Here is a 15442-nt window from a genome sequence, read left to right as displayed (position 1 = left end):
CTCGACCCGATGTTCCGTCGATTCACCACCCGTCGGCCCCCGGTGAACTCCGGGGAATTACGGCACGATGAATTCGGGCAGCAGGAAATACCCCGACGGGAAATGCCTCTTCTTTGTATACGGTGCGCTTGTTAATGCCGCGGGCCCGACATGTTTACGGCATGTTGCGAAGTCCTCACGCGCTCCCCGGCGGGGGAAAACCGCAATCGGTGCGCGCCTGTCGCACGCTCGGCGTGCAGCGCCGTGAGCGCCCGCGCGCGTTCCGCATCGCCACGTGCCACCGCGTCCACGATGGCGCCGTGCTCCGTCCAGGACTCCACCGGGCCGATCGGCGCCTCCACCGTGTACATCCAGGCGATCTTGTGCCGCAACTGGGTGAGCATCGAGGTCAGCGAGGTGCTGCCGGAGGCCTGGGCGAGCGTCTCGTGGAACCAGCCGCCCAACGAGCGCAGGTCCTCGTTGCTGCCCCTGCGGGCCCGCTCCTGGCCCAGTCGGACCAGGCCGCGCAACACCTTCAGGTGTGCCTCGGTGCGCCGCTGGGCGGCCCGCGCGGCGCCCAGCGGCTCCAGCAGCGTCCGCATCTCCAGCAGGTCGGCGGCCTCCTGCTCGGTCGGCTCGGCCACGCACGCGCCCGCGTGCCGGCGCGTCACCACGAAGCCCTCGGCCTCCAGGGTGCGCAGGGCCTCGCGCACGGGGACGCGCGAGACGCCGTAGCGGCGGGCCAGGACTTCCTCGGTGAGGCGGCTGCCGCGCTCGTAGACACCCGCGACGATGTCGTCCCGGATGGCCGTGCACACCGAGTGCGCCGGAATACGCATGACCGACCTCCGTCTTAATCCCCGTGAAACGTCGACGATGGACGCGTGTTCCGAGACTCTATTCCAATGAGCCGGAATTTCCGACGGCGGACCCTAATCCATGGCTATTTTTTGGACAGCGGATCCGGCGGACACCGTGAAAAACGGCGAAAGCCCCGGCTCGGTGAGCCGGGGCCTCGGACAGCCGTGCGGTCGGTGTCAGACGGGAACGCCGTGCTTGCGGAGGTAGGCGACGGGGTCGACGTCCGAGCCGTACTCAGGGGTCGTGCGCGCCTCGAAGTGGAGGTGCGCGCCGGTGACGTTGCCGGTGGCGCCGGACAGGCCGATCTGCTGGCCCGGGACGACCTGCTGGCCCACCGTGACCCCGATGGACGACAGGTGCCCGTACTGGGTGTACATGCCGTCGGCCATGCGGATCACGACCTGGTTGCCGTACGCGCCGCCCCAGCCCGCGGAGACGACCGTGCCGGAGCCCACCGCGTGGACGGCCGTGCCGCTGGCCGCGTGGAAGTCGATACCGGTGTGCGAACCGGAGGACCACAGGGAACTGCTGGCCTGGTAGGCGGTGGAGACGTACGAGTGCGCGATCGGGGCGACGAAGGTGTTCAGCCGCTTGCGCTCGGCCTCACGGGCGGCCCGGGCCTTGGCGGCGCGGACCTCCTGGGCCCGCTTCGCCGCCGCCTTCGCCGCGGCCTCCTCGGCCGCCTTCTGCTCGGCGGCCTGCTGCTGCGCGGCGGCCTGCGCGTCGATCTCGTCGGCGACGTCCTCGGACACGGCGACGACCGGGGTGAGGCCGGTCTGCTCCGTGGAGTTCCCGGCGGCGAGCGCCGGGGAGGCGGCGAGGGTGCCGATCACACCGGTGGTGGTGAGGGCCGCGACGCCGGCCGCCTGAACGGTGGTCCGCTTGACCCGGCCGGGCTTGCGGTGCTTCCCGGTGGCGCACATGAACGCCATGAAGTGGCTGGTCCTTTCCTTCCCTCTCGCCTACCGGGTTAGCTGACGGGTTCGGAGCAGGAAGGTCTCCTACGGGCCCCCTCGCAGTCGCGCGGACGCCCGATTCACCCCAGGGACGATGGGTCCCCGGCTCCCCTGGCTCGCGCCGTACGGGGACTCGGCGATGACTGTCCGGTGCCGCGGGTGCGGCGCACTGCCTGACGAACAGCCCGGACGAAACTACGCAAGCACGCTGTCAATCCTCAAACACATCCCGGATTTTGTAGCGCATCCCACAGGGCAGACAGGCAACCTCCGCCCCAAAACGGGCATCTGGCGGACGGAGTGGAACAGCGTGGGGCCCTGACGACCCGTAGGTCGTCAGGGCCCCACGCGCGCGTGCCGTCGTCCGGCCGCCACCGCGGTCGCGGCTACTCGGCCGCCACCACGGTCACTTCACCGATGCCCAGCGCCTCCACCGGCGCCTTGATCTGCGACGCGTCCCCGACGAGGACGGTCACCAGGCGGTCCACCGGGAAGGCGTTCACGACGGCCGCGGTGGCCTCCACCGTGCCCGTGGCCGCCAACTGCTGGTACAGCGTCGCCTGGAAGTCGTCGGGCAGGTGCTGCTCGACCTGGTCCGCCAGCGTGCTCGCCACGGCCGCCGCGGTCTCGTACTTCAGCGGCGCCACACCGACCAGGTTCTGCACGGCGACGTCCCGCTCGGCGTCGGTCAGACCGTCCGCCGCGACCGTGCGCAGCACCTTCCACAGGTCGTCCAGCGCCGGGCCGCTGTTCGGGGTGTCCACGGAGCCGCTGATGGCGAGCATCGCCGCGCCCGTGCCGTCCGGCGCGGACCGCAGGACCTGCCCGAAGGACCGCACGCCGTAGGTGTAGCCCTTCTCCTCGCGCAGCACGCGGTCCAGGCGGGAGGTGAGGGTGCCGCCGAGGCAGTACGTGCCGAGCACCTGGGCGGGCCACACCCGGTCGTGCCGGTCGGGACCGATCCGGCCGATGAGCAGTTGGGTCTGGACCGCGCCGGGCCGGTCCACGATGACCACGCGCCCGGTGTCGTCGGCGGTCACCGGCGGCACCGGCCGGGGCTCGCCCGGGGTGCCGGTCCACGCGCCCAGGGTGTCGCCCAGCAGCGCGTCCAGGTCGGCGCCGGTCAGGTCGCCGACGACGACCACGGTGGCCGTGGCGGGCCGCACATGACGGTCGTAGAAGGCGCGTACGGCCGCCTCGTCGATCTTCTCGACCGTCTCCTCGGTGCCCTGGCGCGGACGGGACATGCGCGAGGTCGCCGGGAACAGCTCCTTGGAGAGTTCCTTGGCGGCCCGGCGGGAGGGGTTGGCCAGCTCGTGCGGGATCTCGTCCAGGCGGTTGCGGACCAGCCGCTCGACCTCGCTCGCGGCGAAGGCGGGCGCGCGCAGGGCGTCGGCGAGCAGGCCGAGGCCCTTGGCCAGGCGGGAGGCCGGGACCTCAAGGCTGAGCCGCACGCCGGGGTGGTCCGCATGCGCGTCGAGGGTGGCGCCCGCGCGCTCCAGCTCGGCGGCGAACTCCTCGGCGGAGTGCTTGTCGGTGCCCTCGGAGAAGGCCCGCGCCATGATCGTGGCGACGCCGTCCAGGCCGGCCGGCTCGGCGTCCAGCGGCGCGTCCAGCAGCACCTCGACGGCAACGACCTGCTGGCCCGGGCGGTGGCAGCGCAGCACGGTCAGGCCGTTGTCCAGCGTGCCGCGTTCGGGCGCCGGGAACGCCCACGGCTTGGCCTCGCCGGGCCGCGGCTGGGGGTGGAAGTCCATGGTGGCGAGCTCGGTCACTTGGCCGTCTCCTCGTTCTCGGTCTCGTCGCGGCCCGCCTCTACGGTCGCTTCCTGCTCCGGGTCCTCGGGGACCGCGGCGTCCGGGACGGCCTCCGGGGACTTCGGCTCGTAGACGAGGACCGCGCGGTTGTCGGGCCGCAGGCGGGCCTTGGCGACCTCCTGGACCTCCTGCGGGGTCACCTCCAGGACGCGCTTGACGGCGGTCAGGGCGAGCTGCGGGTCGCCGAACAGGACCGCGTACCGGCACAGTTCGTCGGCGCGGCCGGCGACCGTGCCGAGCCGGTCCAGCCACTCGCGCTCCAGCTGGGCCTGGGCGCGCTCCATCTCCTCGGCCGTGGGGCCCTCCGCGGCGAACCGGGCCAGCTCCTCGTCGATGGCGGCCTCGATGACCGGCACCTCGACGTCACCGGAGGTCTTCACGTCCAGCCAGCCCATGGAGGGAGCACCGGCCAGACGCAGCAGGCCGAAACCGGCCGCGACGGCCGTCCGGTCCCGGCGCACCAGCCGGTTGTACAGGCGGGAGGACTCTCCGCCGCCCAGGACGGTCAGGGCGAGGTCGGCCGCGTCGCACGCGCGCGTGCCGTCGTGCGGGAGCCGGTAGGCGGCCATCAGGGCGCGCGCCGGGACCTCCTCCACGACGACCTCGCGCAGCTGCTCGCCGATGACCTCCGGCAGGGAGCCGTCGCGGGGGGCGGGCTTGCCGTCGTGGGACGCGATGGAGCCGAAGTACTTCTCGATCCAGGCGAGCGTCTGCTGGGGGTCGATGTCGCCGACCACGGAGAGCACCGCGTTGTTCGGCGCGTAGTAGGTGCGGAAGAACTGGCGGGCGTCCTCCAGGGTGGCCGCGTCCAGGTCCGCCATCGAGCCGATCGGCGTGTGGTGGTAGGGGTGGCCCTCGGGGTAGGAGAGCGCGGTCAGCTTCTCGAAGGCGGTGCCGTACGGCACGTTGTCGTAGCGCTGGCGGCGCTCGTTCTTGACGACGTCCCGCTGGTTCTCCATGGACTCGTCGTCCAGAGCGGCCAGCAGCGAGCCCATGCGGTCGGCCTCCAGCCAGAGCGCCAGCTCCAGCTGGTGGGCGGGCATGGTCTCGAAGTAGTTGGTCCGCTCGAAGCTGGTGGTGCCGTTCAGCGAGCCGCCGGCGCCCTGCACCAGCTCGAAGTGGCCGTTCCCCTTGACCTGCGCGGAGCCCTGGAACATCAGGTGCTCGAAGAGGTGAGCCAGGCCGGTACGCCCCTTGACTTCGTGGCGTGAGCCGACGTCGTACCAGAGGCAGACCGCCGCCACCGGGGTCAGGTGGTCCTCGGAGAGCACCACGCGCAGACCGTTGGCCAGGCGGTGCTCGGTCGCTGTCAGGCCCCCGGAGCCTGCCTCGGCTGTGGTCGTGTGACCCATGGGCATGTACGTCCCTTCGCGAGCGGAGGCGGTTGATGGAAACCGCGGTTTTCCTGCCGTTCCTGCCACTGTATGCAAAGCGTGCGGGGCCTCGGCGAAGTTCCCGCGGGGCGTACGCCCACAGCGGATCCCGCGACCCGTCCGGGAGCCGGTCCCGGCTCCCGGCGGGGCCTTGGGAACCGGGTCGCGGCACGGGTTGTCACTGCCTCGGTCCACAATGGTCGGCGTCAGTTCCGTCCATCCTTTCAGCAAGGAGCCGGCAGCGATGGCCCGCCGCAGCACGAAGACCCCGCCGCCCGACGATTCGTTCGAGGAGAGGATCCTCGACATCGACGTCGTGGACGAGATGCGTGGCTCCTACCTGGAGTACGCGTACTCGGTCATCTACTCGCGCGCCCTGCCGGACGCCCGTGACGGCTTGAAGCCGGTGCACCGCCGCATCGTGTACCAGATGAACGAGATGGGCCTGCGCCCCGAACGCGGCTATGTGAAGTGCGCCCGTGTCGTCGGCGAGGTCATGGGCAAGCTGCACCCGCACGGCGACGCGTCGATCTACGACGCCCTGGTGCGCATGGCGCAGCCCTTCTCCATGCGCGTGCCGCTGGTCGACGGCCACGGCAACTTCGGCTCGCTGGGCAACGACGACCCGCCGGCCGCCATGCGGTACACCGAGTGCCGGATGGCCGAGGCGACGAGCCTGATGACCGAGTCGATCGACGAGGACACGGTCGACTTCGCGCCGAACTACGACGGCCAGGAGCAGGAGCCGGTGGCGCTGCCCGCCGCATTCCCGAACCTGCTGGTCAACGGCTCCTCGGGCATCGCGGTCGGCATGGCGACGAACATGGCGCCGCACAACCTGCGCGAGGTCATCGCCGCCGCCCGCCACCTGATCCGCAACCCGAACGCGGACCTGGACGCGCTGATGAAGCACGTCCCCGGCCCGGACCTGCCCACCGGCGGCCGGATCGTCGGCCTGGACGGCATCCGGGACGCGTACGCGACCGGCCGCGGCACCTTCAAGATGCGCGCGACGGTCTCGGTCGAGACGGTCACCGCCCGCCGCAAGGGCCTGGTGGTCACCGAGCTGCCGTTCACGGTCGGCCCCGAGAAGGTCATCGCGAAGATCAAGGACCTGGTCAACGCGAAGAAGGTCCAGGGCATCGCCGACGTCAAGGACCTCACCGACCGCGAGCACGGCCTGCGCCTGGTCATCGAGATCAAGAACGGCTTCGTGCCGGAGGCGATCCTGGAGCAGCTGTACAAGCTGACCCCGATGGAGGAGTCCTTCGGCATCAACAACGTCGCCCTGGTCGACGGCCAGCCGCTCACCCTGGGCCTGAAGGAGCTGCTGGAGGTCTACCTGGACCACCGCTTCGACGTGGTCCGGCGCCGCAGCGAGTTCCGCCGCGGCAAGAAGCGCGACCGGCTGCACCTGGTCGAGGGCCTGTTGACCGCGCTGGTCGACATCGACGAGGTCATCCGGATCATCCGGTCCAGCGAGAACTCCGCGCAGGCCAAGGAGCGCCTGATCGAGCGCTTCTCGCTGAGCGAGGTGCAGACGCAGTACATCCTCGACACGCCGCTGCGCCGGCTCACCAAGTACGACCGGATCGAGCTGGAGGCGGAGAAGGACAAGCTCACCGCGGAGATCGAGGAGCTGACCCGGATCCTGGAGTCGGACGCGGAGCTGCGCAAGCTGGTCTCGGCCGAACTGGCCGCCGTGGCGAAGAAGTTCGGCACCGACCGGCGCACGGTTCTGCTGGAGTCCGCGGGCGCCCCGGCGGCCACCGTCCCGCTCCAGGTGGCCGACGACCCGTGCCGGGTGCTGCTGTCCTCCACGGGGCTGCTGGCCCGTACGGCGACCGACGAGCCGTTCCCGGAGGCGGCGGGCGCCAAGCGCGTCAAGCACGACGTGATCGTCTCGGCGGTGCCGGCGACCGCGCGCGGGGTGATCGGCGCGGTGACCTCGGAAGGCCGGCTGCTGCGGATCAACGTGGTCGACCTGCCGCAGTTGCCCGAGCCGGCGGCCGCGCCGAACCTCTCCGGAGGGGCCCCGCTGGCGGAGTTCGTCTCACTGGAGGACGACGAGACGGTGGTCTGCCTGACCACGCTGGACGAATCGTCCCCGGGTCTCGCGCTCGGCACCGAGCAGGGCGTCGTCAAGCGCGTGGTGCCTGACTACCCGTCCAACAAGGACGAGTTGGAGGTCATCACGCTCAAGGAGGGCGACCGGATCGTCGGCGCGGTGGAGCTGCGCACCGGCGAGGAGGACCTGGTGTTCATCACGGACGACGCACAGCTGCTGCGCTTCCAGGCCTCCATCGTGCGCCCGCAGGGCCGCCCGGCGGGCGGCATGGCGGGCATCAAGCTCACCGAGGGCGCGAAGGTGATCTCCTTCACGGCGGTCGACCCTGCCGTCGACGCGGTGGTGTTCACGGTCGCGGGCTCGCGCGGCACGCTGGACGACTCGGTGCAGACGACGGCCAAGCTCACCCCGTTCGACCAGTACCCGCGCAAGGGCCGGGCGACGGGCGGCGTGCGCTGCCAGCGGTTCCTGAAGGGCGAGGACTGCCTGTCGCTGGCCTGGGCGGGCCCGACGCCCGCGCTCGCGGCGCAGAAGAACGGCACCCCGGCGGACCTGCCGGAGCCGGACCCGCGCCGGGACGGCTCGGGCATGTCGCTGGGGAAGACGGTGGCGGTGGTGGCGGGACCGGTGCTGTAGCCGGGCTCCGGGCGGGCTCCCTGGGGCTCGCCCGGTGGCTCTAGGCGGGCGGATCCTCCACGTCGGCGTCCGCTTCGTCCGGGCCCTGTACGTAGCGCAGGACGCCCCACATGCCGTGTTCGTCGGCGTGTGGGGCGTCGTCGCCCCTGCACGCCTCCAGTTCCTTGCCGAGAGTGCCGGCGTCGATGCCGGCGCCGATCAGCACGAGCTGGGTGAGGCGGTCCTCGCGGGCCGCCCAGGGCTCCGGGTAGAAGCGCAGGAACCGGCCGACGGCGTGCACGGCGTAGCGGTTGAGCGGGTCGTACGCCCCGAAGTCGACGTATCCCTTGATCCGGTACAGCCCCTCGGGCCGGCTGTCCAGGAACCGCATGAGCCGACGGGGCTCCAGGGGCACGTCGGAGCTGAAGGACAGGCTGTCGTAGCCGGTGTGCAGATGTCCGGTGTGGTCGTGCCCGTCGGGGGCGTCAGGGTCGTCGGCGTCGGCGTCGCGGTCGGTGAGGTCGTCGAAGGACAGCTGCCCGAGGCGCTCCTCGCTCGGCCGGCAGTCGAAGAGGAACTCGGGGTCGATCCGGCCGTAGGTGGCGGGGACGACGGCGGCGCGGTCGGTGAGCGCCCGGACGGCCGCCAGCGTCCGCTCGGCGTCGTCCGCTCGGTCGAGTTTGTTGACGACGACCAGGTCGGCGAGCGCCAGGTGCCGGTCGATCTCGGGGTGCTTCGCCCGCGTGTCGTCGAACTCGGCGGCGTCGACGACCTCCACGAGGCCGCCGTAGACGATGCCCGGGTGCTCGCTGGCGAGCACCATGCGCACGAGTTCCCGGGGCTCGGCCAGCCCGCTGGCCTCGATGACGATCACGTCGATCCCGGCGTCGGGCGCGGCGAGCCGGTCCAGGTAGAGGTCGAGTTCGCTCGCGTCGACGGCACAGCACAGACAGCCGTTGCCGAGCGAGACGGTCGAGTCGCCCAGGGCGCCGGCGACGGCCATCGCGTCGATCTCGATGGCCCCGAAGTCGTTGACGACGGCCCCGATCCGGCTGCCTCCGCTGCGGTGCAGCAGGTGATTCAGGAGCGTGGTCTTTCCGGAGCCCAGGAAACCGGCGAGCACGACGACCGGGATCTGCTGCGGACTGCCGCCGCGTGCCGAGCTGTTCCTCAACGGGCGACCTCTCTGACGTATCTGACGTATCTGACGTACCAGAGCGCACCGGATCGCGGCCCGATGCGCGGACGGGCATGGACTGGGCGTCAAGGATACGAGCGGGACGGGACACGAAGGGGCGCGGCCGTCGGTGGGGGCGGGTTACAGCGGGGGACGCGGGGAGGCGGCGGGTGGCACGGGGAGGCGGCGGGGGACGCGGGGACGCGGTGAGTGGCACGGGCGCCATGGCGGGCGGCACGGGCGCCATGGCGGGCGGTGCAGGGAGACGCTGCGGGCGACGCAGGGACACGACGGGCGGTGAAGAGACACTGCGGGCGGTGCAGGGAACGGTGGTCGGCGCGGTGACGCGGTGGGCTGTGCAGGGACGCGGTGGGCTGTGCGGGGAACGGTGGTCGGCGCGGTGACGCGGCGGACGGCACGGCGCCACAGCGGGCGCGGGGACACCGTGGGCGGCACGGGGACGCGGCGGGTGGCATGGGCGTCATGGCGGTCCGCCGCGCTCACTCGGCGGCGGGCACCTCAGCCCCCGGCTCCGGGCCCACGTACCGCGCCACCGGGCGGATGATCTTCGAGTCGGCGGCCTGTTCCAGGATGTTGGCGCTCCAGCCCACGACCCGTGCCGCGGCGAAGGTGGGGGTGAACATCTCCCGGGGCAGGCCGCACAGTTCCATGACCACGCCGGCATAGAACTCGACGTTCGTGTGGAGTTCGCGGCCGGGCTTCAGCTCGGCGAGGATCGCCTCCACACGGCGCTCGACCTCGACCGCGAAGTGCGCCCGCGGGCCGCTGAAGCCGAGGGCGATCTCGCGCAGCATCCGGGACCGCGGGTCCTCCGTGCGGTAGACGGCGTGCCCGAAGCCCATGATCCGGTCACCGGCGAGCACCCGCTCGCGGATCCAGGCGTCGATCCGGTCGGGCGTGCCGATCGCGTCCAGGGTGTCCAGGGCCCGGCTGGGCGCGCCTCCGTGCAGCGGCCCGGACAGTGCGCCGACGGCACCGGTCAGGCAGGCCGCCACGTCGGCGCCTGTGGAGGCGATGACGCGTGCGGTGAAGGTTGACGCATTGAATCCGTGATCAATGGTTGAGATGAGGTATTGCTCGATCGCACGCGCCCGGCGCGGGTCCGGTTCCGAACCCGTCAACATGTACAGGTAGTTGGCCGCGTACGAGAGGTCCTCGCGCGGCTCGACCGGGTCGAGACCGCGGCCCAGCCGGTACAGCGCGGTGAGCAGGGTGGGTACGGCCGCGCAGGCGGCCACGGTGTCGGCGCGGCGCCGGTCGGCGTCGGTGTCGTACACCGGCCGGAAGCCCTGTGCCGCGCCGAGCAGGGACAGGGCCGTGCGCAGTCCGGCCAGCGGTCCGGAGCCCCGCCCGGCCGCGGCGATGGCCGGCAGGGCCGCGCGGACGTCCTCGGGCAGGCGCCGCAGCGCGGCGGTCTGGGCGGCGAAGGCGGCACCGACCCGGGCGTCCGGCAGGGTGCCGTGGACCAGGAGATGCCAGACGTCCTCGAAGCTCCGGGTGCGCGCGAGGTCGACGGCCGGGTACTGGCGGTAGTGGTAGAAGCCCTCCCGGCCCCGGACGTCACCGACCTCGGTCTCGGCGACGACGACGCCGGCGAGACCGCGCGGGACGTCGATGAGCGGGGCGGCGGGCATGTTGACGACCATGAACTCCTCCTTGGATTCCATCCATTACTTGATCCGACTGTCCATGCTTGACTAATTTCTTGTCAACGTTGATTCGATCAATATATGCTCATCAAGATGTGCAGAGACGACTACGGTGACCCCCATGCGCGATCACGACACCGCCCCCCACCGTCCCGGGCGCCGGCTGAGCACCAAGGAGACCGCCGAACTGCTCGGCGTGAAGCCCGAGACGGTCTACGCGTACGTGAGCCGCGGCCTGCTCACCAGCAGACGCGAACCCGGCGGCCGGTCCAGCACGTTCGAGGCCAAGGAGGTGGAGGCGCTCGCCCGCCGCAACCGGCGCGAGGCGGCCGGGAGTCCGGGCTCCGGCGGGGACCTGTCCGTCCGCACCCGGATCACGCTCATCGAACAGGACCGGTACTTCTACCGGGGCGTGGACGCCGTCGACCTGGCCACCCGCCACTCCTACGAGGAGGTCGCGGAGTGGCTGTGGACCGGCCGGCTGAGCCCCGGGGTCACGTTCTCCGCGCCCGGGCCCACCGTCGAGGTCGCCCGCCGCGCGGTGGACGCCCTGTCCGAACACGCCTCCCCGGTGGACCGGCTGCGGGTCGCCGCGATCGCCGCGGCGGCCGAGGACCCGCTGCGCTTCGACCTGTCCGAGGACGCCGTGCTGAACACGGCGCGCGTCCTCATCCCGACCCTCGTCGCCGCGCTCCCGCCGGTCCGTCCCGGCCACAAGGACGGCGGGCCGCTGGCGCAGCGGCTGTGGGGACGGCTGACCGGCCACCCGGCCGACGAGGCGTCCCTGCGCGTCCTGGACACCGCGCTCGCGCTGCTCGCCGACCACGACCTGGCCGCGTCCACGCTGGCGGTCCGGGTCGCCGCCTCGGCCCGGGCGCACGCGTACGCGGCCGTCTCGGCCGGGCTCGGCGTGCTGGAGGGCCCGCTGCACGGCGCCGCCAGCGGCCTGGCCCACCGGATGCTCCTGGACGTGCTCGACCAGGGCACGGCGGTCCCGGTGATCGCCGACGAGCTGCGCGCGGGCCGCCGTGTCCCCGGTCTCGGCCACCGGCTGTACGCCGGCGAGGATCCCCGCGCGCGGGTGCTGTTCGGCCTCCTGGAGCAACTCCCGCGCGCGGAGTCCGCCCTGCTCGCGGCCCGTGACATCGTCGCGACGACCGCCCGGCACACCTCGCTGCACGCCAATGTGGACCTGGCCCTGGCGGTGTTCACCGCGTCCAGCGGCATGCCGGCCACGGCCGGTGAGACGATCTTCGCCGTGGCGCGGACCGCGGGCTGGATCGCCCACGCCCTGGAGGAGTACGGCGAGCGTCCGCTGCGCATGCGACCCAGCGGCCACTACGTCGGTCCGCGCCCGCCGCGGCCCCTCCCGGAGTAGGACACGGGCGGGCCGGAAGTCACCCCGGGCAAAGTCAGGTTAGGCTCACCTCTGTGAGTAGGTGTGCGACCGTCTCCCGGAGCCTCGACGAGCCGGTGTCCGGTACGGCGGCGACGGCGACGACGTGGCTGCTGCTGGAACAGCCCGGCCCCTGGGGCGCCAAGGCGCTCACGTCCAGCCATCTGGACCCCGCGCTGGGCCGGGCGCTGGAGGCCGCCGCCGACGGAACCGGCGTGCGGATCGCTCTCATCCGGCGCCCCGGCCGCCACGCCGACCCCGGTACGCCCCCGATCCGGCAGGTGTACGCCGCGCACACCGTTCCCGGGCGCGTGTGGCTGCACGGCGCCACCACGCGCGATCCGCGGCGGCTGCTCGACCTCGACTTCGCCGGCCTCGGAGCGGGCGACCACCGTTCCTTCGGCGCGGTGCTCGGCGGACGGCCGCACCGGGGTGATCCGCTGGCGCTCGTGTGCACCAACGGCAAGCGCGACCGCTGCTGTGCCCTCCTGGGCCGCCCGCTCGCCACGGAGCTGGTCGCCTCGGGGGTGCGCGGCGTCTGGGAGGTCACCCATCTGGGTGGACATCGGTTCGCGCCCACGGTGCTGGTCCTGCCGTACGGCTACGCCTACGGCCGGGCCGAGGCGCACACCGTCAAGGAGGCCCTGCACGGCGTCCGGGAGGGACGTGTGGTCGTGGAGGGGTGCCGGGGGTGCTCCGCATGGGAACGCCCCGGCCAGGCGGCGGAGCTGGCCGTCCGGTCGGCCGCGGGCGAGTACCGGGCGGGTGTGCTCAGCGTCGTACGGACCGACGGCACGGCTTCGGGCTGGGAGGTCACCGTCCGGCACGCCGACGGCCGGCGGTGGCGGGTCACCGTGGCGCAGGGCACGTCGCTGCCGCCCCGCCCGGAGAGCTGTGGCGCGGCGGTGCTCGGTGCGCCGGCGCGGATGGACGTGGTCGAGGTGCGCGAGCTGAGGCCGACGGCGCTGGCGAGCTAGCCGGGCGCGGGTGCCGCCCGGGGCTGTGGGTGGCGCCGCCCTGGGGGCGGGTGCCGCCTGGACATGCGCGCCGTTCTGAGCATAGGCGCCGTCCTTGGCATGGCTGACGTCAACCCTTGATCAACGCATGGATCAAGAGATGCACACCACACCCGCTGGGGCGCGTCCGGCGGCCCCACGTACCGTCATGGGTATGAGCCCCACTCCCCCCGCCCGCCGGCTGCGCCTCGGTCTGCCTCGGCGGATGTTCTCCCAGCTGCTGCTGATGCAGGTGGCGATCGCCGCGGGAGTAGCGGTGCTCGCGACCGGGCTCTTCCTCGCCCCGCTGAGCAAGCAGCTGGACCAGGAGGCGATGCGCCGCGCGCTGGCCATCGCCGAGACCGCGGCCCAGGACCCGCAGATCGCCGAGGGCGTCCTGACCACCCCGCCGACCAGGAACGGCCCGGTGCAGAAGGAGGCCGAGCGGATCCGGCGGGCCACGCACGCCGAGTACATCGTGGTGCTCGACCGGAACTGGGTGCGCTGGTCGCACCCCACGGCCTCGGAGATCGGCCGGCGCGTCTCCACCGACCCCACCGACGCCCTGGCCGGCCAGGAGGTCATGGAGATCGACAGAGGCACTCTGGGCCGCTCGGCACGCGGCAAGGTTCCGCTGTACGACGCCGATCACCGCATCGTCGGCGCGGTCTCGGTCGGCATCGCCTACGACAGCGTGCGGGCGCGGCTGATCAGCGCGATCCCGGGCCTGTTCGCGTACGCCGGCGGCGCGCTCGCGGTGGGCGCGCTGGCCGCCTGGCTGATCTCGCGCCGGGTCCAGCGGCAGACCCGGGACCTGGCCTTCTCCGACATCTCGGCGCTGCTGGCGGAGCGCGAGGCGATGCTGCACGGCATCCGGGAGGGTGTGGTCGCCCTCGACCGGGGCGGCCGTATCCGCCTGCTCAACGACGAGGCACGGCGGCTGCTGGGCATCGGCGACGAGGCCGTCGGGCGGACCCCGGACGAGGCGCTCGGCGCGGGCCGTACGACGGATGTGCTGGCCGGCCGGGTGACCGGCACCGACCTGCTCACCGTGCGCGGCCACCGCGTCCTGGTCGCCAACCGCATGCCCACCGACGACGGCGGCGCGGTGGCGACCCTGCGCGACCGCACCGAACTGGAACAGCTGGGGCGCGAACTAGACTCCACGCGCGGGCTGATCGACGCCCTGCGCGCCCAGGACCACGAACACGCCAACCGCATGCACACCCTGCTGGGGCTGCTGGAGCTGGAAATGTACGACGACGCCGTGGAGTTCGTCGGCGAGGTGGTCGGGGACCACCGGGCCACCGCCGAGCAGGTCACGGAGAAGATCCAGGACCCGCTGCTGGCCGCGCTGCTGGTGGGCAAGGCGACCGTGGCGGCCGAGCGCGGGGTCGCCCTGTGGGTGTCGGAGCACACCCGGCTCCCGGACCGGCTGATCGATCCCCGGGGGCTGGTCACGGTCGTCGGCAACCTCGTGGACAACGCCCTCGACGCGGTCGCGGGCACACCGCACGCGCGCGTGGAGGTCGAGTTGCGCGCGGAGGGCCGTACGGTGGTCCTGCGGGTACGTGACACGGGCCCCGGGATACCCGAGGACCAGCGGGAGCTGATCTTCACGGACGGATGGTCCACCAAGAAGCCGCCCGCGCACGGCAAGCGGGGCATCGGGCTCTCCTTGGTGCGCCGACTCGCCGAACGGCAGGGCGGGAGCGCGGCCGTGGGCGCGGCGGCCGGCGGTGGCGCGGAGTTCACCGTGGTCCTGCCCGAGGCGCTGACCGAGCCGGAACTGGAACCGGCGGTGCCCGGGGGGTCTGTGGAGACCGCTGCCGTCGCCGAGGAGGAGGCGCGATGATCGAGGTCCTGGTCGTGGACGACGACACCCGCGTCGCCCGGGTCAACGCCGCCTACGTGGAGAAGGTGCCCGGCTTCCATGTCGCCGGCGAGGCGCACAACGCGGCCGAGGCACTGCGCCAGGTCGAGGTGCTGCCCCGGCTGGACCTCGTCCTGATGGACCACTACCTGCCCGACGACACGGGTCTCGCGGTGGTCCAGGAGATGCGCCGGCGCGGCCACCAGACCGACGTGATCATGGTGACGGCCGCGCGGGACGTGTCGACCGTGCAGGCGGCCATGCGGCAGGGCGCGTTGCAGTACCTGGTGAAGCCGTTCGCCTTCGCCGGTCTGCGGGCGAAGCTGGAGGCGTACGCCGAGCTGCGGCGCACCCTGGACGGCGGCGGGGAGGCCGAGCAGGCGGAGGTGGACCGCATCTTCGGGGCCCTGTCCGCCCCGTCGGAGCCCGGGTTGCCGAAGGGGCACTCCCCCACGACGGCCGAGCTGGTGCGCCAGGCGCTGCTGAACACCGAACGCCCCCTGTCCGCCCAGGAGATCGCGGAGCGGACGGGGGTGAGCCGACAGACCGCCCAGCGGTATCTGAAGCTCCTGGAGCGCACGGGCCGGGCCCGGTTGACCCTGAAGTACGGCGACGCGGGCCGCCCGGAACACCGTTACGTGTGGGCGACCCGCGCCTGAGCG

The 15442-nt window shown here is 72.5% G+C and carries 11 protein-coding genes and 1 riboswitch; of the genes, 5 read left to right on the top strand and 6 right to left on the bottom strand.

Features of this window, described 5'->3' with window-relative positions:
* Window positions 1-131 precede the first annotated feature (131 nt).
* From IE294_RS00540 to IE294_RS00525, 4 genes are all read right to left on the bottom strand, one after another.
* Window positions 132-818: a GntR family transcriptional regulator gene (locus IE294_RS00540; protein WP_189881212.1), complete on the bottom strand. Its 687-nt coding sequence runs from the start codon at window positions 816-818 to the stop codon at window positions 132-134.
* Between the two features lie 198 nt (window positions 819-1016).
* On the bottom strand, window positions 1017-1772 hold the full coding sequence (locus tag IE294_RS00535; RefSeq protein WP_189881211.1) for a M23 family metallopeptidase: 756 nt from the start codon (window positions 1770-1772) through the stop codon (window positions 1017-1019).
* 12 nt (window positions 1773-1784) lie between these two features.
* A riboswitch (cyclic di-AMP (ydaO/yuaA leader) is annotated at window positions 1785-1945 on the bottom strand.
* 237 nt (window positions 1946-2182) lie between these two features.
* Window positions 2183-3571 carry a M16 family metallopeptidase gene (locus tag IE294_RS00530; protein WP_189881210.1) on the bottom strand — a complete coding sequence of 463 codons (1389 nt, stop codon included), beginning with the start codon at window positions 3569-3571 and terminating at the stop codon, window positions 2183-2185.
* Entirely contained in the window at window positions 3568-4971 is a 1404-nt protein-coding gene (locus tag IE294_RS00525) for a M16 family metallopeptidase (protein WP_189881209.1), read from the bottom strand. The genes IE294_RS00530 and IE294_RS00525 overlap by 4 nt, the downstream gene beginning before the upstream one ends.
* 259 nt (window positions 4972-5230) lie before the next feature.
* Between IE294_RS00525 and IE294_RS00520 the strand changes: the two genes are divergently transcribed.
* On the top strand, window positions 5231-7690 hold the full coding sequence (locus IE294_RS00520) for a DNA gyrase/topoisomerase IV subunit A (RefSeq protein ID WP_189881208.1): 2460 nt from the start codon (window positions 5231-5233) through the stop codon (window positions 7688-7690).
* A gap of 40 nt (window positions 7691-7730) precedes the next feature.
* Here IE294_RS00520 and IE294_RS00515 read toward each other — a convergent pair whose 3' ends face one another.
* A complete protein-coding gene (locus IE294_RS00515) occupies window positions 7731-8843 on the bottom strand; it encodes a CobW family GTP-binding protein (RefSeq protein ID WP_189881207.1) in 1113 nt (370 codons plus the stop codon).
* Between the two features lie 503 nt (window positions 8844-9346).
* The gene (locus IE294_RS00510) at window positions 9347-10513 is read right to left on the bottom strand and encodes a citrate synthase/methylcitrate synthase (protein WP_189881783.1); all 1167 of its coding nucleotides are present in this window, start codon (window positions 10511-10513) and stop codon (window positions 9347-9349) included.
* Window positions 10514-10637: 124 nt separating this feature from the next.
* On the opposite strand from IE294_RS00510, the gene IE294_RS00505 reads away from it, so the two are divergent.
* From IE294_RS00505 to IE294_RS00490, 4 genes are all read left to right on the top strand, one after another.
* Window positions 10638-11894 carry a citrate synthase gene (locus IE294_RS00505; protein ID WP_189881206.1) on the top strand — a complete coding sequence of 419 codons (1257 nt, stop codon included), beginning with the start codon at window positions 10638-10640 and terminating at the stop codon, window positions 11892-11894.
* Between the two features lie 53 nt (window positions 11895-11947).
* Complete coding sequence (locus IE294_RS00500) at window positions 11948-12889, top strand: ferredoxin family protein (protein WP_189881205.1); 942 nt, start codon at window positions 11948-11950, stop codon at window positions 12887-12889.
* A 193-nt stretch (window positions 12890-13082) separates the two neighbouring features.
* The gene (locus IE294_RS00495) at window positions 13083-14762 is read left to right on the top strand and encodes an ATP-binding protein (protein ID WP_189881204.1); all 1680 of its coding nucleotides are present in this window, start codon (window positions 13083-13085) and stop codon (window positions 14760-14762) included.
* On the top strand, window positions 14759-15439 hold the full coding sequence (locus tag IE294_RS00490) for a DUF7342 family protein (protein WP_189881203.1): 681 nt from the start codon (window positions 14759-14761) through the stop codon (window positions 15437-15439). Before IE294_RS00495 ends, IE294_RS00490 begins: the two co-directional genes overlap by 4 nt.
* Window positions 15440-15442: the final 3 nt, after the last annotated feature.

This window comes from Streptomyces canarius (assembly GCF_014650735.1).
Lineage (GTDB): Bacteria > Actinomycetota > Actinomycetes > Streptomycetales > Streptomycetaceae > Streptomyces > Streptomyces olivaceoviridis.
The sequence above is the reverse complement of the archived record's forward strand: the minus strand, read 5'-3'. Positions and strand labels throughout refer to the sequence as shown.

What these genes read in the sequence shown, in the direction of transcription:
- IE294_RS00535 (WP_189881211.1), bottom strand. Translation starts at nt 1,772, where the DNA reads ATGGCGTTCATGTGCGCCACCGGGAAGCACCGCAAGCCCGGCCGGGTC.
- IE294_RS00525 (WP_189881209.1), bottom strand. Translation starts at nt 4,971, where the DNA reads ATGCCCATGGGTCACACGACCACAGCCGAGGCAGGCTCCGGGGGCCTG.
- IE294_RS00540 (WP_189881212.1), bottom strand. Translation starts at nt 818, where the DNA reads ATGCGTATTCCGGCGCACTCGGTGTGCACGGCCATCCGGGACGACATC.
- IE294_RS00505 (WP_189881206.1), top strand. Translation starts at nt 10,638, where the DNA reads ATGCGCGATCACGACACCGCCCCCCACCGTCCCGGGCGCCGGCTGAGC.
- IE294_RS00520 (WP_189881208.1), top strand. Translation starts at nt 5,231, where the DNA reads ATGGCCCGCCGCAGCACGAAGACCCCGCCGCCCGACGATTCGTTCGAG.
- IE294_RS00510 (WP_189881783.1), bottom strand. Translation starts at nt 10,513, where the DNA reads ATGGTCGTCAACATGCCCGCCGCCCCGCTCATCGACGTCCCGCGCGGT.
- IE294_RS00490 (WP_189881203.1), top strand. Translation starts at nt 14,759, where the DNA reads ATGATCGAGGTCCTGGTCGTGGACGACGACACCCGCGTCGCCCGGGTC.
- IE294_RS00495 (WP_189881204.1), top strand. Translation starts at nt 13,083, where the DNA reads ATGAGCCCCACTCCCCCCGCCCGCCGGCTGCGCCTCGGTCTGCCTCGG.